29 protein-coding genes and 1 riboswitch are annotated in these 26,347 nt (G+C 68.2%); of the genes, 12 read left to right on the forward strand and 17 right to left on the reverse strand.

What is annotated here, in order from left to right; translation table 11 throughout:
• Positions 1–42: 42 nt before the first annotated feature.
• Positions 43–672 (reverse strand): TetR/AcrR family transcriptional regulator, encoded by a 630-nt coding sequence (locus LX13_RS12535; RefSeq protein ID WP_253661630.1) that lies wholly within the window; start codon positions 670–672, stop codon positions 43–45.
• Between the two features lie 209 nt (positions 673–881).
• Here LX13_RS12535 and LX13_RS12540 point away from each other — a divergent pair, with 209 nt between their 5' ends.
• The 6 genes from LX13_RS12540 to LX13_RS12565 all read left to right on the forward strand — a co-directional run bounded on the left by LX13_RS12540 (position 882) and on the right by LX13_RS12565 (position 8,041).
• Positions 882–2,420 carry an amino acid permease gene (locus tag LX13_RS12540; RefSeq protein ID WP_253661631.1) on the forward strand — a complete coding sequence of 513 codons (1,539 nt, stop codon included), beginning with the start codon at positions 882–884 and terminating at the stop codon, positions 2,418–2,420.
• On the forward strand, positions 2,417–3,256 hold the full coding sequence (locus LX13_RS12545; RefSeq protein WP_253661632.1) for an urea amidolyase associated protein UAAP1: 840 nt from the start codon (positions 2,417–2,419) through the stop codon (positions 3,254–3,256). The genes LX13_RS12540 and LX13_RS12545 overlap by 4 nt, the downstream gene beginning before the upstream one ends.
• Positions 3,257–3,267: 11 nt before the next feature.
• A complete protein-coding gene (locus tag LX13_RS12550; protein ID WP_253661633.1) occupies positions 3,268–3,954 on the forward strand; it encodes an urea amidolyase associated protein UAAP2 in 687 nt (228 codons plus the stop codon).
• Complete coding sequence (locus tag LX13_RS12555; protein ID WP_253661634.1) at positions 3,951–5,948, forward strand: 5-oxoprolinase/urea amidolyase family protein; 1,998 nt, start codon at positions 3,951–3,953, stop codon at positions 5,946–5,948. Before LX13_RS12550 ends, LX13_RS12555 begins: the two co-directional genes overlap by 4 nt.
• Positions 5,945–7,621: an allophanate hydrolase gene (atzF, locus tag LX13_RS12560; protein WP_253661635.1), complete on the forward strand. Its 1,677-nt coding sequence runs from the start codon at positions 5,945–5,947 to the stop codon at positions 7,619–7,621. The genes LX13_RS12555 and atzF overlap by 4 nt, the downstream gene beginning before the upstream one ends.
• Positions 7,622–7,654: 33 nt before the next feature.
• Positions 7,655–7,716: riboswitch (guanidine-III (ykkC-III) riboswitch) on the forward strand.
• Between the two features lie 10 nt (positions 7,717–7,726).
• Entirely contained in the window at positions 7,727–8,041 is a 315-nt protein-coding gene (locus tag LX13_RS12565; protein ID WP_253661636.1) for a DMT family transporter, read from the forward strand.
• Between the two features lie 8 nt (positions 8,042–8,049).
• Here the strand turns inward: LX13_RS12565 and LX13_RS12570 are convergent, their stop codons facing one another.
• Both LX13_RS12570 and LX13_RS12575 read right to left on the reverse strand, forming a co-directional pair.
• Complete coding sequence (locus LX13_RS12570) at positions 8,050–8,517, reverse strand: DUF3237 domain-containing protein (protein WP_253661637.1); 468 nt, start codon at positions 8,515–8,517, stop codon at positions 8,050–8,052.
• A complete protein-coding gene (locus LX13_RS12575) occupies positions 8,517–9,044 on the reverse strand; it encodes a phenolic acid decarboxylase (protein ID WP_253661638.1) in 528 nt (175 codons plus the stop codon). The genes LX13_RS12570 and LX13_RS12575 overlap by 1 nt, the downstream gene beginning before the upstream one ends.
• Positions 9,045–9,090: 46 nt before the next feature.
• Between LX13_RS12575 and LX13_RS12580 the strand changes: the two genes are divergently transcribed.
• Complete coding sequence (locus LX13_RS12580) at positions 9,091–9,564, forward strand: MarR family winged helix-turn-helix transcriptional regulator (RefSeq protein WP_253661639.1); 474 nt, start codon at positions 9,091–9,093, stop codon at positions 9,562–9,564.
• An 11-nt stretch (positions 9,565–9,575) separates the two neighbouring features.
• Here the strand turns inward: LX13_RS12580 and LX13_RS12585 are convergent, their stop codons facing one another.
• Complete coding sequence (locus LX13_RS12585) at positions 9,576–10,322, reverse strand: class I SAM-dependent methyltransferase (protein WP_253661640.1); 747 nt, start codon at positions 10,320–10,322, stop codon at positions 9,576–9,578.
• 1 nt (position 10,323) lies between these two features.
• A complete protein-coding gene (locus LX13_RS12590; protein WP_253661641.1) occupies positions 10,324–11,067 on the reverse strand; it encodes a class I SAM-dependent methyltransferase in 744 nt (247 codons plus the stop codon).
• Between the two features lie 356 nt (positions 11,068–11,423).
• On the opposite strand from LX13_RS12590, the gene LX13_RS12595 reads away from it, so the two are divergent.
• Positions 11,424–12,149, forward strand: a complete 726-nt coding sequence (locus LX13_RS12595) for a hypothetical protein (protein WP_253661642.1) — start codon at positions 11,424–11,426, stop codon at positions 12,147–12,149.
• A gap of 22 nt (positions 12,150–12,171) precedes the next feature.
• On the opposite strand, the gene LX13_RS12600 is transcribed toward LX13_RS12595, so the two are convergent.
• From LX13_RS12600 to echA20, 4 genes are read right to left on the reverse strand one after another with little or no spacing between them, the layout of a single operon-like run.
• A complete protein-coding gene (locus LX13_RS12600) occupies positions 12,172–13,230 on the reverse strand; it encodes an NAD(P)H-dependent flavin oxidoreductase (protein WP_253661843.1) in 1,059 nt (352 codons plus the stop codon).
• An 11-nt stretch (positions 13,231–13,241) separates the two neighbouring features.
• The gene (gene ipdB / locus LX13_RS12605) at positions 13,242–14,009 is read right to left on the reverse strand and encodes a cholesterol ring-cleaving hydrolase subunit IpdB (protein ID WP_253661643.1); all 768 of its coding nucleotides are present in this window, start codon (positions 14,007–14,009) and stop codon (positions 13,242–13,244) included.
• Positions 14,006–14,923, reverse strand: coding sequence for a CoA transferase subunit A (locus tag LX13_RS12610; protein WP_308214739.1), 918 nt, complete (start codon positions 14,921–14,923; stop codon positions 14,006–14,008). The genes ipdB and LX13_RS12610 overlap by 4 nt, the downstream gene beginning before the upstream one ends.
• On the reverse strand, positions 14,920–15,675 hold the full coding sequence (gene echA20 / locus LX13_RS12615) for a (7aS)-7a-methyl-1,5-dioxo-2,3,5,6,7,7a-hexahydro-1H-indene-carboxyl-CoA hydrolase (RefSeq protein WP_253661644.1): 756 nt from the start codon (positions 15,673–15,675) through the stop codon (positions 14,920–14,922). The genes LX13_RS12610 and echA20 overlap by 4 nt, the downstream gene beginning before the upstream one ends.
• A gap of 111 nt (positions 15,676–15,786) precedes the next feature.
• Here echA20 and LX13_RS12620 point away from each other — a divergent pair, with 111 nt between their 5' ends.
• From LX13_RS12620 to LX13_RS12630, 3 genes are read left to right on the forward strand one after another with little or no spacing between them, the layout of a single operon-like run.
• Positions 15,787–16,575, forward strand: coding sequence for an SDR family oxidoreductase (locus LX13_RS12620; protein WP_253661645.1), 789 nt, complete (start codon positions 15,787–15,789; stop codon positions 16,573–16,575).
• Positions 16,572–17,492 carry an SDR family oxidoreductase gene (locus LX13_RS12625; protein WP_253661646.1) on the forward strand — a complete coding sequence of 307 codons (921 nt, stop codon included), beginning with the start codon at positions 16,572–16,574 and terminating at the stop codon, positions 17,490–17,492. Before LX13_RS12620 ends, LX13_RS12625 begins: the two co-directional genes overlap by 4 nt.
• Complete coding sequence (locus LX13_RS12630) at positions 17,492–17,872, forward strand: DUF8021 domain-containing protein (RefSeq protein WP_253661647.1); 381 nt, start codon at positions 17,492–17,494, stop codon at positions 17,870–17,872. The genes LX13_RS12625 and LX13_RS12630 overlap by 1 nt, the downstream gene beginning before the upstream one ends.
• Before the next feature lie 7 nt (positions 17,873–17,879).
• On the opposite strand, the gene LX13_RS12635 is transcribed toward LX13_RS12630, so the two are convergent.
• The 5 genes from LX13_RS12635 to LX13_RS12655 form a co-directional block, all read right to left on the reverse strand.
• Complete coding sequence (locus LX13_RS12635; RefSeq protein ID WP_253661648.1) at positions 17,880–18,248, reverse strand: DUF1304 domain-containing protein; 369 nt, start codon at positions 18,246–18,248, stop codon at positions 17,880–17,882.
• 12 nt (positions 18,249–18,260) lie between these two features.
• A complete protein-coding gene (locus tag LX13_RS12640) occupies positions 18,261–18,923 on the reverse strand; it encodes a GNAT family N-acetyltransferase (RefSeq protein ID WP_253661649.1) in 663 nt (220 codons plus the stop codon).
• Positions 18,924–18,961: 38 nt separating this feature from the next.
• On the reverse strand, positions 18,962–20,332 hold the full coding sequence (locus LX13_RS12645) for a WS/DGAT/MGAT family O-acyltransferase (RefSeq protein ID WP_253661845.1): 1,371 nt from the start codon (positions 20,330–20,332) through the stop codon (positions 18,962–18,964).
• Between the two features lie 82 nt (positions 20,333–20,414).
• The gene (locus LX13_RS12650; RefSeq protein ID WP_253661650.1) at positions 20,415–20,927 is read right to left on the reverse strand and encodes a nitroreductase family deazaflavin-dependent oxidoreductase; all 513 of its coding nucleotides are present in this window, start codon (positions 20,925–20,927) and stop codon (positions 20,415–20,417) included.
• Between the two features lie 12 nt (positions 20,928–20,939).
• Positions 20,940–22,106 (reverse strand): steroid 3-ketoacyl-CoA thiolase, encoded by a 1,167-nt coding sequence (locus LX13_RS12655; protein ID WP_253661651.1) that lies wholly within the window; start codon positions 22,104–22,106, stop codon positions 20,940–20,942.
• A gap of 211 nt (positions 22,107–22,317) precedes the next feature.
• Here LX13_RS12655 and LX13_RS12660 point away from each other — a divergent pair, with 211 nt between their 5' ends.
• Positions 22,318–23,574: a cytochrome P450 gene (locus tag LX13_RS12660; protein ID WP_253661846.1), complete on the forward strand. Its 1,257-nt coding sequence runs from the start codon at positions 22,318–22,320 to the stop codon at positions 23,572–23,574.
• A 19-nt stretch (positions 23,575–23,593) separates the two neighbouring features.
• Here LX13_RS12660 and LX13_RS12665 read toward each other — a convergent pair whose 3' ends face one another.
• The 3 genes from LX13_RS12665 to LX13_RS12675 all read right to left on the reverse strand — a co-directional run bounded on the left by LX13_RS12665 (position 23,594) and on the right by LX13_RS12675 (position 26,347).
• Positions 23,594–24,046 carry a nuclear transport factor 2 family protein gene (locus LX13_RS12665; protein WP_253661652.1) on the reverse strand — a complete coding sequence of 151 codons (453 nt, stop codon included), beginning with the start codon at positions 24,044–24,046 and terminating at the stop codon, positions 23,594–23,596.
• Between the two features lie 64 nt (positions 24,047–24,110).
• Positions 24,111–25,283 (reverse strand): thiolase family protein, encoded by a 1,173-nt coding sequence (locus tag LX13_RS12670; RefSeq protein WP_253661653.1) that lies wholly within the window; start codon positions 25,281–25,283, stop codon positions 24,111–24,113.
• Complete coding sequence (locus LX13_RS12675) at positions 25,283–26,347, reverse strand: thiolase family protein (protein WP_253661654.1); 1,065 nt, start codon at positions 26,345–26,347, stop codon at positions 25,283–25,285. The genes LX13_RS12670 and LX13_RS12675 overlap by 1 nt, the downstream gene beginning before the upstream one ends.

The raw sequence follows: 26,347 nt of genomic DNA on the forward strand, positions 1-26,347 counted from the left end.
CCATCGGTGTCGACGCGTCACCCTCAAAGTACCTGCAGCGGCTCAGCGCAGGAGGCGTTCGGTCGCGTCGGCGATGGCCGCGACCACCGATGCGCGCGCGGCGGCCCCCTCCGGCGTACCCGGGTCGGTCAGCAGGCCGTCGGATCGCATGCTGATGACCGATTCCACGAGCCGGAAAGGCAGGTGGACCCGGCCGTCGGTCTGGTCTCCGACCACTTCGACGGCCAGAGCGCGATAGACGTCGCGCAGTTCGACACGGATGTCACGGAACGCGGTGAAGCGTTCGCCGCGGAGCTCGGGGAGCAGGTACAGCGCGCCGAGATTCCACCGCGACGCAGCGAGTTGTTCCGCGTCGTATCGAATGAGGTCGAGGAGTCGCGTGAGAGCGGGCGTGGCCGGATCCAACGCCCGTGCGACGTCGAGCGCGGGGGCGACGGTGTCCTGCAGGAGCGCGGCGAGGATGTCGTCCTTGGTCGCGAAGTGGTGATAGAGCGAGGCCTGCCGCATGCCGACCGACTCGGCGATCGCCCGTGTGGACGTCCCGGCGAACCCCTGGGTGGTGAACAGTTCGCCGGCGGCGTCCAGGATCTCCTCGCGCGGGTTGCCGCCGGTCCGGCGCTGTTCCACCAGGCGTGGACGTCCCCGTGCCGCCTGCCCTGACTCGGGACGCATCGCGATGATCTCCTCGTCGGTCGGTGGTTGTCGGCGGGCCGTCCGCGGCAACTTTACCGAGACGAACGTCCCAACTGCACGGTGAGCACTCCGTCACACGCTCTTCACACTCGGGAAACCGCGGCAACAAATGCGACCGATACTTTTCGATCACTTGATAGATATACACCGCTCCGGCGAAGCAGCGGCCCCACCCAACAGGAGTCCTCATGACCGCACTAGACCGGTCGATCTCGTCGGCCGACGACGCCGACGCACTGTCCGAACTCGGGTACACGCAGGAGTTGCACCGGGGGATCGGCGGCTATGCGTCGTTCGCCTCCGGCTTCTCGTTCGTGTCCATCCTGACGACGGTGTTCGCGCTGTTCGCGCTCGGGTTCGGACTCGGCGGACCCGGCTTCTTCTTCACCTGGCCGATCGTGTTCGTCTGCCAGTTCTGCGTCTGTCTCGTCTTCGCCGAACTGTCCGGCAAGTTCCCGGTCGCGGGCGCCATCTACCAGTGGTCACGACGTCTGGCCGGCAACGGCGTGGGGTGGTTCGCCGGCTGGTTCATGCTGATCGGCTACATCGTCAGCGTCGCCGCGCTGGCCATCGCGATGCAGAGTGTGTTGCCGTCGATCTGGTCGGGCTTCCAGCTCGTCGGCACCGACACCGCGCTCGCCTCCGTCTCCGGCGCGACGAACGCGATCATCCTGGGCAGCATCACCATCGCGCTCTGCACGGTGATCAGCGCGATGGGTGTCGCGTTCATGGGCAAGATCACCGTCATCGGCGTCACCATCGAGATCATCGGGGTGGTGCTCCTGGTCGTGTTGCTGTTCATCAACGCCGAACGGTCACCCGCACAGGCGGTTCTCGACACCGGCGGACACGGGACCGGTCTCGGGTACCTCCCCGGATTCTTGGCGTCGATGCTGATGGCCGCCTACGTGATGTACGGATTCGACAGTGCGGCAGAGCTGTCCGAGGAGACCGCGAACCCGCGTAAGACCGCTCCCAAGGCGATCGTCAACGCCCTGCTGGTGTCGTTCCTCGGCGGCGGGCTGATGATCCTGGCCGCCCTGATGGCGGCCCCGTCGCTCGGCGCCCCGGAGCTCTCCGCAGACGGCATCGCCTGGGTCATCACCAGCCAGCTCGACACGTGGATGGGCCGCACCCTGCTGGCGATCGTCGCGATCGCGATCTTCTCGGCCACCCTCGCGATCCAGGCCTCGGCGTCACGGGTGATGTTCTCGATGGCCCGCGACAACCGATTGCCGTTCGGGTCGTTCCTGGCGAAGGTCAACCCGCGCACCGGGACCCCGATCAACACCGGGATCGTCGTCAGCGCGCTGGCCATCGCGGTGCTGCTGGTCAATCTCGGTCAGGCCGGCGTCTTCGCCGCCATCACCAGCGTCTCGGTCGTCATCGTCTACATCGCCTACCTGATGGTCACCGTCCCCGCGCTGATCCACCGGGTCCGCGGCACCAGCCTCAGCTTCGGCCGACCGGTCTTCGACCTCGGTCGCTGGGGAATCCTGGTCAACGTCATCGCAGTCGTCATGGGCACGCTGCTGATGATCAACATCGCCTGGCCGCGGGCCGAGGTGTACGACCCGGATGGCACGTCGTGGTTCCTGCACTACTTCGCGATCATCTTCGTCGCCCTGACTCTCGTGGTCGGTGCCGCCGCCTACATGCGGGTGAAGGACCTTCCCGGCGCCCCGGTCCCGACCGACGCGCTCGTGCGCTCGAAGCGGTCGCGATGAGCGCGGCCACCGGGTCCACGACCGGCGCCAAGGCCCATGCCCGCGCGCAGGCGGGTGCGCTGACCGACTCGATGCCGGTCGTCCCGGCGTCGCGCTGGCCGGATCCCCCGGCCGGCGTCGCACCGGAGGCGATGACCTGGGCGGAGACGGTCCCCGGCGGTCGCTACACCGTGAAGGTCCTGGCCCGCGGAACGCGCCTGCGTCTGCGTGACGTCGCGGGGAGCGCGTGTGCGCACGTGCTGCTGTGGCGGTCCGACGCCCCGTGGGAACGACTCAACGTCGCCGACACCGTGAAGGTGCCGTGGCAGGCCTACCTCACCGAGGGACATCCGCTGCTCAGCGACCAGGGGCGGGTGCTGGCGACCGTCGTGGCCGACGACTCCGGACACCACGACGCGCTCTGCGGAACCACGACCCTGGTCGGCAACACCGGGAAATACGGCGCGGGACAGGTGCATTCGCAGAGCCCGGCCGGTCGGGAGCTGCTGGGTCTCGCCGCGGCCAAACACGGCCTGACCCCTGCGGACGTCGCGCCGTCGGTGTCCTTCTTCCACGGCGTGGTCGTCGAATCCGACGGCACGCTCACGTCCAAGGGGTCGGCCGGTCTCGGCAAACACGTCGACCTGCTCCTGCACCTGCCGTGCATCGTCGCCGTGGCCAACACCGCGCACCCGCTCGACCCGTCGCCCGGCTTCGACACCGGCCCGCTGGAGGTGCTCGCCTGGCGGGCACCGGACGATCTGGCCGCCCTGCTGGCGACGGTCGACGATCGTGACCCCGAATACCGACGCGCCGTGGCGAACTCCGAAGACGCCGTCGCCGCCGCACACCTGTGAGAGGAACCGTGATGTCCACCCCCGTAGCCGTTCCCGCCGCCGAGGCGGCGCTGGTGCCCGGCACCGTCGTCCGCGACGTCGAGATCGGCGCCCGCGGTCCGTGGTCGGGCGTGATCGCCGCCGGCGACGTGCTGACGATCGTCGACCTGTACGGCAACCAGGCCGTCGACACCCTGTTCTACGGGGTGACGGCCGCAGGCACACCCGACCCGGCCGCGCGCTATTCCGCGCAGGCGACCGTTGCCGCCCAGGGCAATCTGTTCCTCACCACCGGGTCGGTGATCCGCGATCAGGAGTCGAACCCGCTGATGACGATCGTCGCCGACGAGGTCGGTAACCACGACACCGTGGGCGGTGCGTGCTCGCAGGAGTCGAACACCCTGCGCTACGGCCACCACACCAAGCACCAGCACGCCTGCGTCGAGAACTTCCTCATCGAGGGCGCCCGCCACGGACTCGGCAAGCGCGACATGGTCGGCAACGTCAACTTCTTCATGAACGTCCCCGTCGACCCGGACGGCAGCCTCGGCATCGTCGACGGCCTGTCCGCCCCCGGCAAGCGGTTGGCGTTGCGCGCCGACGTCGACACCCTGGTGCTGATCTCGAACTGCCCGCAGATCAACAACCCGTGCAACGGTTTCGACCCGACGGCCGTCCGCGTCATCGTCACCCACCCGGACACCGAGATCGCCGCATGAGCGCCATCGTCGTCGAGCGGGCCGGACCGATGGCCACGATCCAGGACTGGCCCGGACGTACCGGGTACTGGCACGTGGGCGTCCCGCCGTCGGGACCGATGGACGACCTGTCCTTCCGGCTCGCGAACATCGCCGTCGGCAACCCGCAGGGCACCGCGGCGCTCGAGGCCACCATGGCCGGACCCACCCTGCGGTTCACCGTGGCCGCGACCATCGCGGTCACCGGCGCCCCGGTCCGGATCAGTGTCGACGGGGTCGAACACGGCCAGTGCGAACCCATCTCGGTCGCAGCCGGGGCCCGGGTGACCATCGGCGCGGTCGAATCGATCGGTATGCGGATCTACATCGCGGTGGCCGGGGGACTGGCCGCCGAGAAGGTGCTGGGCAGCGCTTCGACGTTCACACTCGGTCGGTTCGGTGGCCACGGGGGTCGGGTCCTCACCGACGGCGACGAGCTCGACCTCGCCGGTGTCGCGCCGAACGGCCCGCCCCGGCGAATCCAGCACGAGGAGGAACCCGCGATGGGAACCGCGTGGGACCTCGCGGTCACGGTCGGACCGCACAGTGCACCGGAGTTCTTCACCGACGACGACATCGCCACGCTGTACGCCACCTCGTATCAGGCGCACTTCAACTCCGACCGGACCGGCATCCGGCTCATCGGACCCAAACCGCAGTGGGCGCGGACCGACGGCGGCGAGGCCGGCCTGCACCCGTCGAACATCCACGACAACGCCTACTCGGTCGGTGCGCTCGACTTCACCGGCGACACCCCGATCCTGCTCGGGCCGGACGGGCCGAGCCTCGGTGGATTCGTCTGCCCGGTCACCGTCACCACCGCCGATCGGTGGAAACTCGGCCAGATCGCGCCCGGCGACGCGGTGCGGTTCGTCCCGGTCCGGTCGTCGGCGGTGGCCGACTCCTCGGCCATCGGCAACGCCCGCCGCTCCCAGTACATCCCGGTGATCTCGACCGGCGGCGACCCCGACGGCGGCATCCTGGGTGTCGCCGACACCGCCGACGGAGGGTCCCGTGTCACCTACCGCCGCAGCGGCGACGACAACGTCCTCATCGAGTACGGCGACATGGCCCTCGACCTCGCCTCGCGCGCCCGCGTCCACGCACTGGCCGAGCGGATCGCCGCCGACCGCCCGGCCGGGCTCGTCGACCTCACCCCCGGGATCCGTTCGCTCCAGGTCAAGTTCGATCCGTCGGCGATCAAGCAGTCGACGGTGGTCGAGTGGCTCCGTGAGTGCGAGGCCGAGCTGCCGTCGGTGCACGACCTCGTCGTGCCCAGCCGCACGGTCCACCTGCCGTTGTCGTGGGACGACCCCGCGACGCGGGAGGCGACCGAGCGCTACATGCTCGGCGTCCGCGACGACGCGCCCTGGTGTCCGTGGAACATCGAGTTCATCCGGCGAATGAACGGCCTCGCATCGCCCGACGACGTCCACCGGATCGTGTTCGACGCGGAGTACCTGGTCCTCGGTCTGGGTGACGTGTATCTCGGTGCCCCCGTGGCCGTTCCGCTCGACCCCCGACACCGCCTGGTGACCACCAAGTACAACCCGGCCCGGACGTGGACCCCGGAGAACGCCGTCGGTATCGGTGGCGCCTACCTGTGCGTCTACGGGATGGAGGGGCCCGGGGGATACCAGTTCGTCGGCCGGACCACCCAGGTCTGGAACCACCGACATCCCCAGGCGACCGTCGGGTTCGATCCCGAACATCCCTGGCTGCTACGTTTCTTCGACCGGATCAAGTGGTATCCCGTCGGCGCCGACGAACTTCTCGACATGCGGGCCGACGTCGCCGCGGGAGGCGGACACATGGACATCACCGACGGCGAGTTCTCGATCGCTGACCACCAGGCGTTCCTCGACGTCAACGCCGGTGAGATCGCGCGCACGCGTGGCGAGATGGAGACCGCACGTGACGCCGAACGGCAGCGCTGGTCCGACGGTGGAGAGGTCTCGAGAGGACGGGTCGCATGACGACCACCGCCGTGGGTACCGGCCGCGTGTCCGACATCCACCGGGAGATCCAGTCGAGTGGGCGTACCGAGGTCTTCATCCACCTCCGACCGGTCGCCGAGGTCGAGGCCGAACTGGCCGCGTCGCTGGCGGCCGACGGCCCACTCGCCGGGGTGATCCTCGCCGTCAAGGACAACGTCGACGTGGCAGGCCTCCCGACCACCGCAGCCTGTCCGTCGTTCGCGACGGTGCCCGCCGTCGACGCACCCGTGGTCGCCGCGCTGCGGGCCGCCGGCGCGGTCGTCATCGGCAAGACCAACCTCGACCAGTTTGCCACCGGTCTGGTCGGTACGCGCAGTCCGTATGGCGCGGTCCGGGATTCACGCCGCTCCGACCACATCTCCGGCGGGTCGAGTTCGGGCTCGGCCGTGGCCGTTGCGCTCGGGTTCGCCGACATCGCCATCGGCACCGACACCGCCGGGTCGGGCCGGATACCCGCAGGCCTGCAGGGCATCGTCGGGATCAAACCGACCCTCGGGGTCGTCTCCACCGACGGCGTCGTCCCGGCCTGCGCGAGCTATGACTGCGTGACCGTCTTCGCCCGCGACCTCGCGCAGGCGGACGCCGCGATGGCCGTCATGGCGACGGCCGCCGGTCCACGACCGTTCCCCGCCGACACCGCGCTGGCCGCGTCGACGGCTCCGGTGATCGCGATCCCGTCCGCCCTGCCGTCCCTCGACGAGAACTGGCGGGCGGCCTTCGCCCGGGCCGTCGAGGACGCGGTGGCCGCCGGGTGTTCGGTGCGCGAGATCGACCTCGGCGACTTCCTCGCGGCCGCGGTCCTGCTGTACGACGGTGCACTCGTGGCCGAACGCCACGATGCGGTCGGGCATTTCGTCGACGCCGGTCCGGACGGCCTCGATCCCACGGTGGCATCGATAATCTCGGCGGCATCGCGATGGTCGGCGACCGATCTGTTGCGGGACCGCAGACGTGTCGACGAGTTGCGTTCCGCAGCAGTGGCGTTGCTCGACGGGGTCGATGTGCTGATGGTTCCGACCGCACCCGCGCACCCGACCCTGGCCGAGGTCGCAGCCGACCCGGTGGGCGTCAACGCGCGGATGGGGACCTACACCAACTTCTGCAACCTCTTCGACATGTGCGCCCTCGCCGTCCCGGCAGGAGAGGCCGACGACGGCGACTCGGGCACGGCGCAGTTCGGCGTGACGCTGCTGTCGACGGCCCATCGCGACGCCGTGCTGATCGACGTCGCGCGTCGCCTCGCCCGCTCGGGTGACGGGCCGACATGGGTCGAGAAGGTGTCCGACGCGGTGGAACTCGCGGTCTTCGGCGCGCACCTGCGCGGGCAACCGCTCGACCACCAGCTGACCGACCGCGGCGCTCGGTGGGCGGGTGACGTCGTCACCGCACCTGCGTACCGGCTCGTCGAACTCGACACGACGCCGCCCAAGCCCGGGTTGGTGCGCGACGACGTGTCCGGGCGCGCGATCCGCGGCGAGACATGGGTGCTGTCGGCGGCCGCGCTGGGCAGCTTCCTCGCCGAGCTCCCGCCACCGATGCTGCTGGGGTCGATCGAGCTCGCAGACGGGACCACGACGGTCGGGTTCGGCGCCCAGGCTCAGGCGCTCGCCGGCGGCACCGAGCTGACCGTCGACCATTGGCTCGCCCGCTGACACCGGTGCGGGTGTCGCATTTGCTAGCGTGGACGGCAGTCACAATGACCCTCGGACGAGCGCGCCGTACCCGACCAGCGACAAGACGGTGCACAGGAGCTCGTCATGGCGTGGTCGGTTCTCATCATCTCCGGTGTCTTCGAAGCGATCTGGGCCACTGCGCTCGGTAGGTCCGAGGGGTTCACTCGCCTGACACCGTCTGTCGTCTTCGCGGTCGGACTCGTCGTCAGCATGGCCGGTCTGGCCTACGCGTTGCGCAGTCTCCCCATCGGTACGGCCTACGCGGTGTGGGTGGGTATCGGGGCGGTGCTCACGGTGACCTACGCGATGCTGACCGGTGACGAGGCGGCGTCCTGGACGAAGATCGTGTTGCTGGCTGTCATCGTGGGAGGTGTGGTGGGACTGAAGGTCCTGCACTGACTCCCGACTCACCGAACGGCGAAGACGTCCAGTTCGACGGTGGTGGGAGTCCGTTCCCCGGCCGCGACGAACAACGTGTCGTCAAGCCAGGCGTAGTCGGGATGGGCGGTCGACAGACGCGGCTGGGTGCGGAAATAGATCCGGTTCGGATCGACCGGTTCGTCGCGCAGCAGCGCCGCGACATCGGCCGCGCTGCCCACGCGCAAGCCGATGTTGTGCACCGCGATCCGTGCGCCGTCGTCGGTCTCCACGGCGTACCGTGCGTCGAGCTCGGTCACCCGATCCGACCGCAGGTACTGGTGGTCGGCGCCCGCGGGGAGGACCCGTCCGCGCAGCCGGGGCCCGGCGACGGTGCCACCCAGGATCGGCACCATGCGCCGGTGGCCGTTCGGCAGGGCGCCGAGGTCGATGGGTGTACCGACGGCGATCGAGAGGTGCGCGACGAACTCCAGCGGCGGCGCGGCGGGCGTGGACATCAGTTGGTGCGGTCGGCGAATCCGGCGGGGAGCTCCGACGGTCCCACCGAGATCACGGACTCGTCGTCGATCCCGACGTTCTCGAACAGCGTGATCGCGGCGAACTCGGGAACCACGTAGATCGGGTAGGTCGGGCCGGCGTCACGGTAGGTGCGCATCTCGTCGAGGTGGTCGTTCTGGAAGACCACGGTCTTGGTGCCCGCGTCCTCGACCCACTTGGGGAAGAAGATGGTGCCGTGCAGGCGGCGCTTGCCGGGCAGGACGTTGACCACGACGGACGTGCCGGTGGGCTCGTTCCACGAGATCTTGAAGACGTCGTCGTCGAGCTGGACGAGGTCGACCTCCTGGTCCTTGACCCACCGCCCACCGACCATGCCGGTGTGGATCCGGTAGTCGATGGTGGTCGCGTTCTTCACATACATTTCGTACTGCCACGAGTTGGCGTAGGTGTAGATGAAGCGATGGCCGACAAGGCCGGAGAGGTCCTGCGCGGGGATGGGGTTCTGTACGTCGATGTGCTGAGTCATGATTTGATTTTGTCACAAAACTAGTTTGCAGACAATGGTGTGCAGGATGTCGGAGGTGCCCATGACCGAGCTCGCCGCGGAGTTGAGCCGGACGATCGGTCCACTGCGTCGCGCCATGCTGCGCGCGGCGCGGTTGGCCGCCGGCCTCCCTGACCTCCCCGAGGCGCAGATCCAGGTGCTGCGGTCGTTGGCCGGGCAGTCCCCGCAGACGTCGGGGGATCTGGCCGCCGGCCTGCAGTTGGCCCGCCCCACCGTGAGCAACGTGATCCGGGCGATGACCGCCGACGACCTCGTCACCAGGGTGCCGGGTGCCGACGATCTGCGACAGGTGCTGATCGCCCCGACCCCGCGCGCGCTGGATCTGTTGCATCGATACGACGAGGCTGCCGGCGCGGTCCTCGACGAGATCCTCGGTGGTCTCGACGACGACGCCCGTGCGGTCCTCGCCCATGCGTTGCCGGTACTCGACGGACTCACCGCCGCCCTCGTCGCCCGGATGGCCGACGAGCTGCCGGACTGACGGGAAACCCCCTAGCGGGGCTTGGTTCCCGTGGCCAGGTAGGTGGATCCGATGACCGTGACCCCGTCCGGGCCCGCCAGTTCCGCGAGATCGGCTCGAAGAGACCGTGCCGCATCGGGATCGAGCACGATCTGCGCGGAGAACGTGAAGACCATGTCGAGCCACGCCTGGGTGGTGTACTCGGTCCGGATCGGGTGCGTCGTCTCGGACACCTCGAACCCGCCAGCGGCCAGGGTGTCCGCGAGCGGAACCTCGCCGGTCGCCGTCGGATGCTCGCGAATGTTCATGTACCTGCGGTAGACGGTGTCGAAGTCCGCCGGCGGTGGTGACTCCGGTGCGGTGGCATGCCACAGCAGCGCGAGCGACCCACCGGGCCGGAGGATCGAATACGCCTTCGGCACAGCGACGTCGGCGCGGACCCAGTGCCACGACTGCGCGAACAGCACGACATCGAACACCCGTCCGTCCGGGTCCCAGTCCTCGAACGTGCCCAACTCGACGCGCAGCCCTTTGGCGGCAGCGACCGCGGCCATCGCCGCGTCCGGCTCCACCGACAACACCGGCAGATCACGCTCGGCGAGCTGCGCGGCGGCGATGCCCGTCCCCGAGCCCACGTCCAGAACACGACCGCCGTGGGCGAGCGCGGCGATGTCGTCGATCACCTCGACCGGATACCTCGGTCGGTGCCGGTCGTAGGCGCGTGCCACCGATCCGAACGAGTCCGCTCGATCCCGTTGGGTGTGCAGTGGTCCGGCCACGTCAGCGCCTCCGGGCGATCATCGCCCGCGGCGACCCGGTGATCGTGATCGGATCGTCGCCGAGAGCCGCCGACAACTCGTCCCGCAGCCGGTACTTGGTCGGCTGGTCGAGCACCAGGAACCGGGAGTAGGTGAACACGGTGTCCAACCAGTCTGCGACGGTGACGGTCTCCGTCAGTGGGAAGTCCTCGACGCGCATGTCGAAACCGGCGGCGGTGAAGTCGGCGGCCGTCTCGTCGGTCAGCCTGCGTCGGGCGGTGTCGTTGTTGCCCAGCACGCCGTCGACGATGTCGTGGATGGCCGGATTGTCGAATCCGCGCCAACTCGACTCGTGGGACAGCAGTGCAACGTGGCCGCCGACGGGGAGGATCTCGGCGAGCTTCGCCAGGGCCGGGATCGGGTCCACCCAGTGCCACGAGCGGGCGAAGACCACCAGATCGAACGACCGCCCCCGCGGGTCCCAGTGCTCGAAGGTCCCGGGCTCCACGGTCACACCCTTGGCGCGCGCGATGTCCGCCATGTCCGAATCCGGTTCCACGGCAAGCACATCGCAACCGCGGGCGAGCAGCGCGGCCGCCGCCTTACCCGTACCCGACCCGACATCGAGGACACGATGGCCGAGTGCGGCGACCGCATCCATCAGGTCGTCGGGGAAGTCGGGCCGATGGTCCTCGTAGGCCTGTGCCTGCGCTCCGAAGCTGAGCGCGAGGTGGCGATCGACGTGAAGGGGAGTGGGCTCGGGCACGCCTTTAGCTTAGAACGCCGGTGTATCAGGGCAGGTCACAAGCGCGCACGAGCGGACTTCGGCGGTGTCAGTGCTCCACGGTAAAAAGGGGCCGGTTCTGTCAAACGAGTACATGCGAGAGGTGAGGACCCGTGCACACAGCGGAACGCAAAACTCGATGGTCGCCGTCCAGGACGTACTTGTGGTGGTTTGTCGTAATTAATGCACTCGCTTTCGTTTCCATCGCATCGGCCTGGGTCATGCTCGGTGCGTGGGCGTTGTCAGCTGGAGGGGTTGTGCCGGTTACCGGGGGCATGCGAACTGCGGGAATGGCAATGTGGCTGCTCCTCCGGGTGGGGCCCGGTTTGGGATTTCTCGTGTCCGTCGTCGTCTTCTACTACGCGTGGGCAGTCCATCCGTCGGATCTTCCGAAGACACTTAGCCGAGCCGTGCGCCTGTTGAGGAGAAATCGTTTGGTCGGTGCGACGCTTCTCAGCTGCGCACTACCGCTGCTCCTACGACCTGCAACGGCAATTCAGCCGTTCGCGGCGGGGTTGGCGGTTGCCGCGATCGTCACGATTCTCGGTTCGGTTCTGCTCGTCGTAGCAAATCGCGAGAGGGCCAGGGTCGTTCGCTGGGTGAAAGCCTCGTCGCGGTTCCCGCACCCGTCCACAATCGAGTGTCACGGTCGGGTGCTGGAGTATCACCGCAGACGGTTCAACGACGACTGGGAGGTGCCGCAGTCTGTCCGAAGCGTCGTGGTCTCCGGTTCGTTCGCGGCTCAGGCACGATTCAGTGCGACGATGCGAAAGACGGTCGGAATTCTTCTGGGATTGGTGGCCTCGGCGTTTGTACCTCGCGTGGTTATTTGGTTCGCCAGCGGTGCTGCCGAACCGGCCCCATGGAACGCATTCCTGCTGATGGTTCCTCTTACGGGGGCGGTGGCAAGTGCGTTTCTGGTTGGCTCCGCTGGGAAGTACGAAGCCCTGGCGACTGACTATGCCCGGATATCCGAATTGCCGAGGACCCAGAATTTCACCTACGCGGTGGCCGGACGGGCAACTCCGATCGCCCGGTTGAGGTCTATGCGGTCGACCTACTAGCCAGCGTTACGGCAAGAAATGCTCAGGCGAGTTCGCGCAGCTCCGAGAGTCGTTCGCGGGCCCGGGTCATGATCGACTGAATCAACTCGTCGCAGCTGGGCAGGTCGTCGATCATCCCGACCACCTGCCCGGACGCGAGCACCCCTGCGCCGGTGTCGCCGTCGACCAGGCCGGCCTTGAGCAACATGGGGGTGTTCCCGGCCATGATGATCTGCTGCCAGGTGCGCTCACCGGATCTGCGCATGGTGCGACCGTCGGTGAGCATCGTCGTCCACTTCATGCCGGTCATCTGCTTGAAGTCGTTGGCGTTGCGGGCCGCCGCGACCAGGGCCTTGATCGGACTACCGCCCTCGAGCTTGTTCACCAGCGAGGTCCGCAGCACCCGATGCGGCATCCCGTCGACCTTGGTGGAGACGACGGTGTCGTTGAGGGTCCGACCGATGTATTCCTGCTTCACCGAATCGGGCACCGTGCTGTCGGACGTGAGCAGGAAGCGGGTGCCCATCGCGACCCCGGCCGCGCCGTACGACAGTGCCGCGGCGAGCCCGCGACCGTCGAAGAACCCGCCCGCGGCGACGACCGGGATCCCGCCGGGACCGAGTGCGTCGAGCACCGACGGCAACAACAGCGTCGTCGCGACGGGGCCGGTGTGGCCGCCGCCCTCACCGCCCTGCACGATCACGGCGTCGGCACCCCAGGACGCGACCTTGACCGCGTGCTTGGCCGCACCGATCGACGGGATCACGACGATGCCGTTGTCCTTGAGCTTGCTGATCAGATCCTTCTTGGGCGCCAACGCGAACGACGCGACCCGCACCTTCTCGCGGATCAGCAGGTCGATGCGTTCGCCGGCGTCGGTGGCGTCGGCGCGGATGTTGACGCCGAACGGCTTGTCGGTCAACGACTTCGTCCTCGCGACCGCGGTCTCGAGCTCGTCGTAGGTCATCGTCGCCGAGGCCAGGATCCCGAGGCCACCCGCGTTCGACGTGGCCGAGGTCAACGACGCCCCCGACACCCAGCCCATGCCGGTCTGCACGATCGGGTAGTCGATGCCGACCAGTTCGGTGAACGGCGTCGACATCCGCGGTTGCGTCACCGGCTCGTCTCCACCGGCTTGACCTCGCGCTCGCGCAGGCCCTTGGGGTCGATGACCTCACGGATCAGACGCACTTCTTCGTCGCTCGGCAGTCGCGTCACGCCCGCCGAATCCAGTTCGGCCACCTCGAATCCGGTGTTGTCGGCCACTTCATCGGCGGTGACGCCGGGATGCAGCGAGCGTGCCCGCATGGTGTGGTCGGGTCCGCCGAAGTCGAACACGCCGAGGTTCGTCACCACGCGGTGGATGTCGAGGTACTGATACGCCGGGTTGTCCGGGTTCACCTGGTCGTATCCGACGCCCGAGACGATGTCGACCTGATCGCCGAACACACGCGCATTGTGCTTGGCGACCCAGTAGCTCGTCGGGTGGTTCAGGGTGTTGCCGGGAGCCCCACGCACACCGAACATCTGGCGGGTCGGCTGCTGCAGCGGACCGAACGCGGACAGATTCTGGTTGCCGTGTCGGTCGATCTGGTTGGCGCCCATCACGACATGCCTCCGACCCGACGCCACCACGTCGAACACCTTGCGGAACGGCATCCACCCCTCGATGGGTGCGCTGCGCCCGACCGCGGGGGTGTCGGCGAAGATCAGCGCCTCACCGTCGGTGATGAGCAGGTCGGGTTCGGTGGTCAGGCGTGCCAGGCGCGCGCCGATCAGTGGTGTCGTGGCCATCGGGGACGCCATGATCTCGCCGGCGCCGTCGAAGATCTCGGCGCAGGCGATCACGCAGACCTCGGCGCGGGTGACGTTGTCGCTCATGCTTTCTCTGCTCCCTGCTCGCTCGCCCAGTCACGCACACGCGTCTGATAGGTCTCCTCGTCGACCGCGAGGAACCGGTCGGAGAACGCCCGCCAGGTGTCCGGGTCGGCGGCTGAGGTGGCGTAGAACCGCTGGAACGCCTCGTCGCGTCCGTAGTCGCCGGCGAAGGTGAAGTGGGCACCGTTCGGTGCGTGGATGACCCGATCGACGTTCATACGGTTGAGCAGCATGCGCTGCAACGGAACCGTTTCCACCAGCTCGGCTGTGCTCACCACGGTGTCGACCTCGAGGAGGCGCCGTGTCGCGGCCCCGCAGTAGAGGTCGTCGAAGTACGGGTCGACGCCGGTGTACGCGGCGTTGCCGTGCACGTCGGCGATGTCCAGGTGCACCAGTGCCACATCGAGATTCAGTGCAGGCATCGCGATGAGCGTCTGGGTGCGGCCGTCGGCGTCCGGGTAGGGCGAGTCGACCGTCTTGAGCTCGGTGCCCCAGAAGTCCTGCACGGCAGAGCCCAGGCCCGCCCGGATCGGCAGGAACGGCAGACGCGACGCGGCGGCCTCCAGTCCGCACTTGACCATGCCCTCGTCCATCTCGCGGACCTCGATGGCGCCGGTGGTCCGCGCGTGGGCGAACCAGGGGTCGTAGAACGGAGGCGAGTCGAGAGAGACGAACCCGTAGTACGCCTTGGCGACCTTGCCCGCGGCGCAGAGCAGCCCCAGGTCGGGGCCGCCGTAGGTGACCACGGTCAGATCGGTGACCTCCGACCGAGCCAACGCACGGATCAAGGCCATCGGCTTGCGGCGCGATCCCCATCCGCCGATGCCGATGGTCATCCCGCTGGAGATCTCGGCGATGGCCTCGTCGAGGGTCGACGACTTGTCGGTCTGCGTCCGGGTGGTGCCGGTCGCGCTCACGCCTTGGCCTTTCCGGTGGTGACGAAAGCATCGCGGTGCTCGTCGGAGACACCGGCGAGGTTGAGTTCGAAGGTGTATCCCTGTTCGAGGCGGTAGCTGGTCTTCACGTCGACCGGGTCGATGCCGTTGAGGGCCTCCTTGGCGGCACGGATGACGCGGGTGTCCTTGACGGCGATCATGCGCGCGACCTCCAGTGCGGTCTCGAGCAGATCGGCGCGCGGCACCACCCGGTACACCGACCCGAAGTGCTCGAGCTGCTGCGCGGTGACGTTCTGGGCGGTGAAGTACAGCGTGCGCATCAGGTGCTGGGGGACCAGACGTGCGAGATGGGTTGCGGCGCCGAGTGCTCCGCGGTCCACCTCGGGCAGACCGAAGACCGCGTCGTCGGTGGCCACGATGACGTCGGCGTTGCCCACCAGACCGATACCGCCGCCGACGCAGAACCCGTTGACCGCGACGACGACCGGGACCGCGCAGTCGTAGACCGCGGCGAAGGCGGCCGCGCACCCGCGGTTCGCGTCGATCAGCGCGCCGTAGCCCTCGGTCGCCTGCATCTCCTTGATGTCGACGCCGGCATTGAAGCCACGTCCCTCGGCTCGCAGGATCACCACGTGGGTGGCCGGGTCGGCCCCCGCGGCGAGGATCTGCTCACCGAGGTCGAACCAGGCCGCCGACGGCAACGCGTTGACCGGCGGGAAGTCGACGGTCACCGTCACGATGCCCGGTTCGATGGTGGATGTCGTGATCGACACTGGCGCTACTCCCTCGCATACCCGGTGGACGTGTTACCAACCAAACACTTGCTTGGTAGCCTAGCAGCACCGGTCAGGCGGCCGGAGGACTCGGGCGATCGGAGTGGATGCGTGGATATCGGTCTGGACGGCCGCGTGGTCCTGGTGACCGGCGGCGCACGAGGGGTCGGGGCGGGCATCTGTTCGGTACTCGGCGCACTGGGTGCCACCGTCGTCGCCTGCGCGCGCCGCGCCCCCGACGATCCGGACCGCGCGGGCGCCCCGGAGTTCGTCTCCTGCGACGTCCGCGACCCCGACGCGGTGGCCGAGATGGTCGCGGGCATCGTGGCGCGCCACGGACGGCTCGACGGCCTGGTGAACAACGCGGGCGGGTCGCCGTTCGCCCTCGCGGCCGACGCCGGTGCTCGCTTCCACAGCAAGATCGTCGAACTCAACCTGCTGGCGCCGCTGATCGTCGCGCAGGCCGCGCAGGCCGTGATGCGGGAGCAGGCCGACGGCGGCGCCATCGTCAACGTCTCCAGCGTCAGCGGCCACCGCCCGTCGCCGGGGACCGCCGGATACGGCGCGGCGAAGGCCGGGCTGGACAACCTCACGGGCTCACTGGCCATCGAGTGGGCGCCCGCGGTGCGTATCAACTCGGTGGTCGCGGGTCCGGTGCAGACCGAACTGTCCGAACTGCACTACGGCGACGCCGAGGGCGTCGCCGCGGTCGGTCGCACGATCCCGATGGGACGGATGGCCGTCCCCGACGACATCGGCAACGCGGTGGCATTCCTGTTGTCGCCGTTGGCCGGATACATCACCGGATCCACCATCACGGTCCACGGCGGCGGCGAGAGGCCGGCCTTCCTGGACGCAGCGAACACCACCACCACCACATCGGAGCAGAAGACATCATGAGCGGCATCAACGAGGGACGCGTCGTCATCGTCACCGGCGCGGGACGGGGCATCGGCCGCGAGCACGCACTGGCGTTCGCGGCGTCCGGCGCCAAGGTCGTCGTCAACGACATCGGGGCCGGGCTGGACGGGTCTGCCACAGGGGACTCGCCTGCCGAGCAGGTGGTCGCCGAGATCGTCGCCACGGGTGGCGACGCCGTCGTCAACGGCGACGACGTGGCCGACTGGGCGGGGTCGGAGAACCTCGTCAACTCGGCGGTCGAGCACTTCGGGGCCCTCGACGTGCTCGTCAGCAACGCCGGCTTCCTGCGCGACAAGATGCTGGTGTCGATGAGCGAGAACGACTGGGACGACGTGATCCGCGTTCACCTCAAGGGCCATTTCTCGATGCTGCGCCACGCGGGTGCGTACTGGCGGGCGCAGGCCAAGGCCGGGTCGACGCGGTCGGCCCGCATCATCAACACCTCGTCGGGTGCCGGCCTGTACGGCTCGGTGGGACAGGGCAACTACGCCGCCGCGAAGGCGGCCATCGCGCAGTTGACCATCCAGGCGGCATCCGAACTCGCCGGGTACGGCGTCACCGTGAACGCGATCGCCCCGTCCGCGCGGACCCGCATGACCACCAGCGCCGGCGAGGCCATGGCCGCGCAGATGGCGCCTCCGGCCGACGGGTCGTTCGACACCATGGACCCGGCGAACGTGTCGCCGCTGGTGGTGTGGCTGGGCTCGCCGGAGTCGGCGAACGTGACCGGTCGGGTGTTCGAGGTGGAGGGGGGCAAGGTGTCGGTGACCGACGGTTGGCAGCGCAGTGTGCTGCGGGACAAAGGGTCTCGGTGGGATCCGGCCGAGCTGGGTCCGGTGATCGCCGAGATCCTCGCCGAGGCACCCGCGCCGTTCCCGGTCTACGGCGCCCGCTGATGACGGGCGGGACCGGGCTCACCGACGAGCAGCGGGTCACCGCGGCGAAGGCCTATGTCGACGCCCTCGTGAGCCACGACCCGTCCGCGGTGCCCCTGGACCCGGCCTGCGTGCGGATCGAGCTCGGACTCAAGACCGGACGCAACGGTGGACACATCGCACGCGGGCTCGCCGGAGCGCCGCAGTTCAAGCTGATCCACACCATCTCCGACTTCCAGGCTCGGGTCGTCGACGGGGTCGTGCACTCGACCTTCTGTGTCCACGTCCACCCGCGGCCGCTCCGGCTGCAGGCGAAGGTGACCGAGTCGTTCGAGTTCACCGACACCGGGGACATCGTGAGAATCGTTGCGCGCTTCGGTGTCCCGCACCGCGCACCCTGAGGCCGCCTTACAGGACGGCGAGCAGCACCAGGGCGACGATCGCGAAGAGTGCCTGCGTCGCCGCGGCGCGGAGGTACGCGCGCCCGGTGCTCGCGAGCACGGCTGCGGCCGCGACGATGCACGAGCACCCGAAGACGACGAGCGTGAGTCCCGCGGTGCCGCCGATGACGACCCCGACGATGATGCCGACGGCCAGGAAGAGGTTGTAGAAACCCTGGTTGAACGCCAACGGTTTCGTGGTGGCCGCATCGGCGTCGGAGGCGACGCCGAACCGTCGGTAGACCGCCGGCCGCGTCCACAACACGGATTCCATCGCGAAGATGGCGACGTGCAGGAGCGCGGCCAGGACCGCGAAGACAGCGGCGACGACGGGCACGGCCGTGGGCCGCTAGGCCGGTGCGCCGGGGGCGCGGATCACCATCGGGACGCCCGGGAAGTGCGACGCCATCTCGGTCCGTGACGCGCGCAGCGCAGCGGTTCCGTAGCCCTTCTTGCGGTGCTCGGGGTGGATCCAGATGCGGACGTTCACCTCGCCGCCGATGAGCTCTCCGAAGACCATGCCGATCTTGTCCGAGCCCTCCAGGGCGACGAACCATGCGGCCTCCTCGGCGTGCACGCGGTCCACCGCGGAGGCGATCTCGTCGTCGAGCCCGCCCGCCGGGCCGCCCGAACCGTCACCCGCGGCGCCGATCTCGTCGGTCCGTGCGGCGAAGATGTCGCTGTCGCCTGCACCGTCGAACGGCCGCAGACCGAGGGTCTCGCCGGAGCTGGCGGGCCGATCCGACAGGGTGAAGGTCAGCTGGTTGTTCAGGTCCTCGAGCTCGCTCTGGTTGGCGCGCCGGGCGTCCTTGGTCAACTGTGCGAACGACATGCCCATGACGGCCTGCGCGCCGAGGGTGGCGGTGCCGAGCAACTCGGCGATCGCAGCCACGGCGGCGTCGCGGTCGGAGGCCTCGACGATGGCGTCGAGGACCTCGTGGCGGCGCTCGAGGGCGGAGTGCAGGGCGTTGGTGATCTCGCGGCGGTCCGCGGCACGATCGTGATCGGTCATGGCGACATCGTAGATCAGCCCACCCCCTCCCCGGGCGGTCACACGGTCGCCGCGACCGCCTTTTCCAGCTCGGTCAGGGAGTCCTCGAGGTGGTGGATCAGACGCTGCAGGCTGGGCACCGTCTGCCGGCATCCGATGATCCCGAAGTCGAGCTGATCGGCGTTGCTGGTCAGCGTGATGTTGATGGCCTGGCCGTCCAGCACGATCGACGCGGGGTAGACGCCGTCGAGGCGAGCGCCCTTCCAGTACATGCGGTTTCGCGGACCGGGGACGTTCGAGATGATCACGTTGAACGGGGGCCGGGTCAGGCTCACGAAACCGGGGATCGGCGACATCGCCAGCGGCGACATGTTGACCGCGCTGAGCAGCATGATCTGCAGTGGGCTCAGCTCGCCCATCATCCTCTTCGCCGACTGGACCGACTCGCGGATGGCCATCATCCGCTCCAGTGGGTCCTCGACATCGGTTGCCAGCGAGGCGATCACGGCCCCGACGGCGTTGCCGCCGGAGTGCTCCGGGTCATCGGGCCGCAGCGACACCGGCACCATGGAGGTGAGTGACTTGTCCGGCAGTGCGTTCTGCTCCAGCAGGTACTTGCGCAGGGCGCCACTGCACATCGCGAGGACGACGTCGTTGAGGGTGGCACCGACCGCCTCGCCGACGGACTTCACGCGGGCGATCTCCCACGTCTGCGCGACGAACCGGCGGGCGCCGCCGATCGGCGCGTTGAGCATCGTCCGGGGCGCCTCGAACGGTGTGGTGAAGTTGTGATCGCGCATGGCCGTGCCGATGATCTTCATCGACGCGGGGACGAGCCCGGCCGCAGTCGTCCCCAGCGACACCGCGTCGCCGATGACCGACAAGGGGCCGCGCGACGATGCGGTCGACGGCTTCGAGCGCTTCTCGTGCTTGTCCCACGGCGCGCGGAACTCGAGATCGTCGGGATCCTCGCTCAGCGCGTTCTGCATGACGCGCAGCGCGGACACCCCGTCGAACAGCGAGTGGTGGACCTTCGTGTACACCGCGAACCGACCGTCCTCGATGCCCTCGACGACGTGCATCTCCCACATCGGGCGGTGTCGGTCGAGCAGGGTGCCGTGCCACCGCGAGGTGAGCTGGAAAAGCTCACGGATCCGCCCGGGACGCGGCACCGCGGAATGGCGGACGTGGTACTCGAAATCGATCTTCTGGTTCTTCGCCCACCAGAGGTTGCCCACCGAGCTGACCGGGTCGGCCGGGCGCATCCCGAACCGCGGCGCGAGGTCGGTGTGGGAGCGTGCTTCCTCGATGATCTTCGAGACGAAGTCGGGGCCTGCGCCCTCGGGCGGGCTGAACAGTTGCAGCCCGCCCACGTGCATCGGGTGTTCACGCGATTCGGCCAGCAGGAACATCGAGTCGGTGACGGGCATGTAGTTCACCCGTCCCATTGTCGGCCCTGCGACCATCTCGCGATGCACTTTGCGCAAGACGAACCAAACGGTTACCCGTCGGTCACGAAGTGGCTGTCACAGACGGCTCGCAGATGACGAGTGGGATTGTCCGGTCTGCCCATTCCTGGTATTGGTCGACGTCGGCGTAGATCTCGGCGTAGCGGGGCCACAGGCGTTCTCGCTCCGCGTCGTCGGCCGCGCGCGCGACGTACGGGCCGGTTTGTTTGCCGATCTGGATCGTCACTTCGGGATCGGCAACAAGGTTGAGATACCACAGCGGGTGGTTCTTCCGGCCGCCCTGCGAGGCGATCAACACCACCGCGTCGCCCTCTCGCAGACAGAGCAGCGGGACGGTCCGCGGCTCTCCCGTCTTGCGGCCGGTCGTGGTCAGCAGGCAGACCGGCACCGGCTTCTTGAACCCGGCGCCGATGCGCCAGTTCCCGCCGATGCGCCCGCCGGTCGCCTTGTACAACGCCGTGTTCGCCCGCGAACCCCACTTGAGGATCGTGCCGACGGCTTTGGAGTCCAGAGCGGCCGGTTTCTCGCGTGCGCTCTGCTGTTCACCTGAAGTCATTGGAACACTATTTCAGATTCGTTCCAGGATGGTGCCCGTCGAGAGCGCACCACCCGCGCACATGGTGATCAGAGCCGTCGACTTGTCAGAGCGCTCGAGTTCGTGCAGTGCGGTGGTGATGAGGCGGGAGCCGGTGCTGCCGACCGGATGTCCGAGGGCGATGGCCCCGCCGTTGACGTTCACCTTGTCCATGTCGGGTTCGTGCACCGACGCCCAGCTGAGCAGCACCGAGGCGAAGGCCTCGTTGACCTCGAAGAGGTCGATGTCGCCCATGGACATGCCGGACTTGGCGAGGACCCGCTCGGTGGCCTGGACCGGCCCGTCGAGGTGGTAGTACGGCTCCGCGCCGACGAGCGCCATCGCGCGGAGGCGGGCGCGGGGCTTCAGGCCGAGCGCCTTGGCCTTGTCCTCGTCCATGAGCAGGACCGCCGCGGCACCGTCGGAGACCTGTGACGACGTGCCGGCGGTGTGGATCCCGCCCTCGATCACCGGCTTGAGGTTGCCGAGTGACTCGATGGTGGTGTCCCGCAGACCCTGGTCGCGGTTGACGTCGAGGATGGCGCCGGTCGGCTCACCCTCCTTGGTCATCTCACGGACCTTCAGCGCCAGCACCTCGCGATCGAAGCGACCCTCCTCCCAGGCCTGCTTGGCGAGACGTTGGCTGCGCTCACCGAGGGCGTCGGTGTCGGCGCGCGTGATGCCGCGCCGCTGCGCGATCCGTTCCGCGGCCTCGAACTGGTTCGGCATGTCGATGTCCCAGGTCTCCGGCCGGCGTAGTCCGGCGTTCTCCACCATGACGTTGGCACCCAGGGGGACCTGCGTCATGGACTCGACGCCGCAGGCGATGCCGACGTCGATGGCACCGGTCGCGATGAGGCCTGCGATGAGGTGGTTCGCCTGCTGTGCCGACCCGCACTGGCAGTCGATGGTGGTCGCGCCGGTCTGCCACGGCAGTCCGGCGTGCAGCCATGCGGTGCGGGTGATGTTGTTGCTCTGCGCGCCCACCTGCATGACGCATCCGCCGATGACCTGTTCGACCACCGCGGCGTCGATGCCGGCCCGCTCGACGACCCCGGACTGTGCGGCACCGAGGATCTCGGCGGCGTGCAGGCCCGAGAGCCAACCCGCTCGCTTGCCGATCGGGGTTCGCACTGCCTCGACGATCACCGGTACGCCCATTGCTCGGGTCCTCTCCACTGCTGATTTCTCGACCTGAGTAGGTCATTTACAAACTAGAACAAGTTTCTATCTGAGTCCATGTCGCGGCGCTGAACCCATGGTGAAGGCGGGTGTGAACGTGTTCTAATGGCGCTGGAACAGGTTCATTTTTCAGATGAGGTGATCGTCAATGACCAGAGCCGACAGCCGCCCTGCGACCGACCCGGGTGCGATGACCGGATGCCCGGTGTTCCGCAGTGCCGCCGCCCCGGACGGATTCGATCTGACCCATCCCGAGTTGCTGGAGAAGGGCCTGCCGCACGAGGAGTTCGCCGAGCTCCGGCAGACGGCTCCGATCTGGTGGAACGAACAGAAGCCCGGGAAGGGCGGCGGGTTCCACGACGGTGGGTACTGGGCCGTCACCAAACTCGCCCACATCCGAGAGATCTCCAAGAACAACGAGCTCTGGTCGGCAGGAGACAACGGCGTCATCATCCGTTTCGAGGACGACATGCCCTCCGAGGCGCTCGACGTCACCAAGGCGCTCGTCATCAACCACGATCCGCCGGAGCACACGCGTCTGCGCAAGTTGGTGTCGAAGACGTTCACACCGAAGGCCGTGCACGCCCTCGAGGAGGGTCTCGGTGATCGCGCCGCGGCCATCGTCGCCGACGCCGCGAAGAACGCCGGGCCGAGTGACTTCGTGGGCGACGTCGCGGTCGAGTTGCCGCTGCAGGCGATCGCCGACCTGCTCGGTGTGCCGCAGGAGGATCGGCAGAAGCTGTTCCGCTGGTCGAACTCGATGATGAACTCCGAGGACCCGGAGTTCACCGACGATCCGCAGGTGGCCTCGGCCGAGGTGCTCGGATACGCCTACCTGATGGCCGAGGACCGCAAGAAGTGTCCGGCCGCCGACATCGTGACCGAGTTGGTCAACGCCGACATCGACGGACAGTCGTTGTCGGAGATCGAGTTCGGCTACTTCTTCATCATGCTGTCGGTCGCGGGCAACGAGACCACCCGCAACGCGATCAGCCACGGCATGAACGCGTTCCTCGACCATCCCGACCAGTGGGAGCTGTTCAAGCGCGAACGGCCGACCACCACCGCCGACGAGATCGTCCGCTGGGCGACCCCGGTCAACTGCTTCCAGCGCACCGCTCGCAAGGATCTCGAACTCGGTGGGGTGCAGATCAAGAAGGGCCAGCGCGTCGGGATGTTCTACGGCTCGGCCAACTACGACACCGACGCCTTCACCGATCCGTTCACCTTCGACATCACCCGCGACCCCAACCCGCACGTCGGGTTCGGTGGGCACGGCGCGCACTACTGCGTCGGTGCGAACCTGGCGCGCATGGAGATCAACCTGATCTTCAACGCCATCGCCGACCACATGCCCGACATCACCAAGGTCGCCGAGCCGCAGTACCTGCGCCACGGCTGGATCAACGGCATCAAGCACCTGATGGTGGACTACGGCGTCAAGTAGGGAAGGTCGGGTCGGGTGGTCAGTCGGCCTTCTGCAGGGAGTCCATCGTCTTCTGGACCTCCCAGAACGCCCGGAGGGCAACGAGTTTGCCGTCGGCATCGGCGCGGTAGGTGAACACCCCGCGCGACGTGGTGACGTGGCCGCCGATGTGGGTGACGATGCGACCGATGTAGGCCACCTCGTTGCCGCAGATGATCTCCTCGTCGAACTGGAAGTCCAGGCTCTCGGTCGTCGCGATCGTCATGTCCCAGAACGCGGCGATCGCCTCGTGTCCGTGATGGCCACGACCCTGCTCGTCGAACATCGACGGCCCCACCGGGTCCTCGACCACGGCGTCGGCGGCGAAGTTGTCGATCCACCCCTGCTTGTCGCGGGCAGCGACCATCTCACGTGAGATCCGACCGGCGACGACGGCGGGATTGTTCTCCCGGTCGATGTTCAGGTACGCGGGTTCGCCAGCAGCGGTACTCATTCTGGCTTCTCCGCACCCACTGTGACACGAATTCGTGGGCTGCTCCGAAACTCCGTTGTCGAGATCATTCCGGCTTCTCCGCACCCACGAGCCACATGGAGAAGTACTGCGAGCCGCCACCGTAGGCGTGGCCGAAGGCCTTCTTGACGTTGTCTACCTGGTGGTCGCCGGCCTTGCCCATCACCTGGATGGCCGCCTCGGCGACGCGGATCATCCCGGAGGCGCCGATCGGGTTGGACGACAACACGCCGCCGGACGGGTTCACCGGCAGACGCCCGCCCATCTCGGTCTCGCCCTTCTCGGTGAGTTTCCAGCCCTCGTTCTCCGCCGCGAAACCGAGGTTCTCCAACCACATCGGCTCGAACCACGAGAACGGGACGTAGATCTCGGCGACGTCGACCTCGTCGAGCGGATCGGTGATCCCGGCATCACGCCACAGCGCGGCCGATGCGTCCCGGCCTGCTTGGGGACTGACGACGTTGCGATGTGCGTAGGCCAACGGCTCGGTACGCATCGCGGTCGCGAGGATCCAGGCGACGGTGTTGCCGTCGGCGATGGACTCGTCGGCCACCTTCTCGTCGCCGATCACCACGGCGCACGCACCGTCCGACGACGGGCACGTCTCGTCGAAACGAATGGGATCCCACAGCATCTGCGACGCCATCACGCTCTCGACGGTGATGTCGGGCTGATGCAGATGGGCCAGTGGGTTCCTGGCGCCGTTGCGGCGGTCCTTGGCCGCGACCATCGCACCGATGTGCTCGGGCGCACCGGACTGACGGATGTAGGAGCGCACGTGCGGGGCGAAGAAGCCGCCCGCGCCGGCACCGACCGGCATCGTGAACGGCACCGGGATCGACAACGCCCACATGGCGTTCGACTCCGACTGTTTCTCCCACGACACGGCCAGCACCCGACGGTGCACCCCACTGCTGACCAGTGACGACGCGACGACCGCGGTGGACGCACCCACCGATCCGGCGGTGTGCACCCGGATCAGCCGCTTGCCGACCGCGCCGATCGACTCGGCCATCGCGAGCTCGGGCATCATCGCGCCCTCGAAGAGATCGGGGGCCTTGCCGATGACCACGGCGTCGATGTCGTCCATCGTCAGTCGTGAGTCACGCAGCGCGGCGTCGATGGCCTCTCGGCACATCCCGGCCATGGTGACGTCGTGTCGCTTGGCCACGTACTTGGTCTGTCCGGTGCCGATGACGGCTGCCCGCAACCTGCCCATCAGTGCTCACCTTTCGCGGTGTCGTCCCCGGAGAGCGCGACGACCATGTTCTGTTGCAGCAGTGGACCGCTGGTCGCGTGGGCGATGGCGGTGTTCGCCTCGCCCGCGATGATCGCGGCGGCGGCGAAGCCGATCCGTTCCAGGCCCGCGGAGAACATCGGGTTGGCGGCCAGGGCGCCGCCGGACGGGTTTATCCGCACCGAGTCCGGCAGCCGCAGTTCGTTGCGGATGATGATCTCCTGGTGGGTGAACGGCGCGTAGAGCTCTGCGATGTCGACCGCGCGGTCGTCGCCCCAACCGGCATCCCGCAGAGCGGTGTCGCCGGCCAACCGCGTCGACGGGGACTCGGTGAGATCCCGTGCGCCGAAGTTGGGGGAGTCGATGCGGTGGTCCCATCCGGTGATCCAGGCCGGGTTGGCGACGAGCTCGCGGGCACGGTCCTCGCTCGCGAGGATCACCGCGGCGGCACCGTCGGTGTAACGCGACGAGTCATGCGCACGAAGCGGATCGGCGGTGCGTGGCGTGGCGAGCAGCTCGTCGACCGAGATGCCGCTGGTGCGCGCGGCGACCGCGGCCATGTCGGCCTCGGTCCACGCGCCGGAGTCGATCCCGGCCCGCGCCTGCAGGGCGGCCAGGGATTTCGCATCCGGCCAGAGCGGGGCGACGGTGTAGGGGTCGGTCTGCAGGGCCAACGTCAGGTCCATGTTGCCTGCCGACGGCTTGCCGAACCCGTAGGCGAGCGCGAGTTCCACCTCGCCGGAGGCGATCTTGACCCACGCCTCGTACAACGCCCAGGCGGCGTCCATCTCCACATGTGACTCGTGGATGGGCGGGACCGCGCCGATCGAGTCGATGGCCGAGATGAACGAGAACGCCCGCCCGGCCAGGTAGTCCGACGAGCCGCTGCACCAGAAGTCGATGTCGGTGCGGCTGATGCCGAGCTCGGCGTAGAGCTTGGCGAAGCACGGCATCAGCATCTCGACGCCGTTGGTGGTGCCGAAGGTCTGATCGACGTGCGGGCTGTGGGCGAACCCCACCACAGCGATCCTCGGTGCGTTTGTCAC

The organism is Williamsia maris (genome assembly GCF_024171815.1).
Taxonomy (GTDB): Bacteria; Actinomycetota; Actinomycetes; order Mycobacteriales; family Mycobacteriaceae; genus Williamsia_A; species Williamsia_A maris.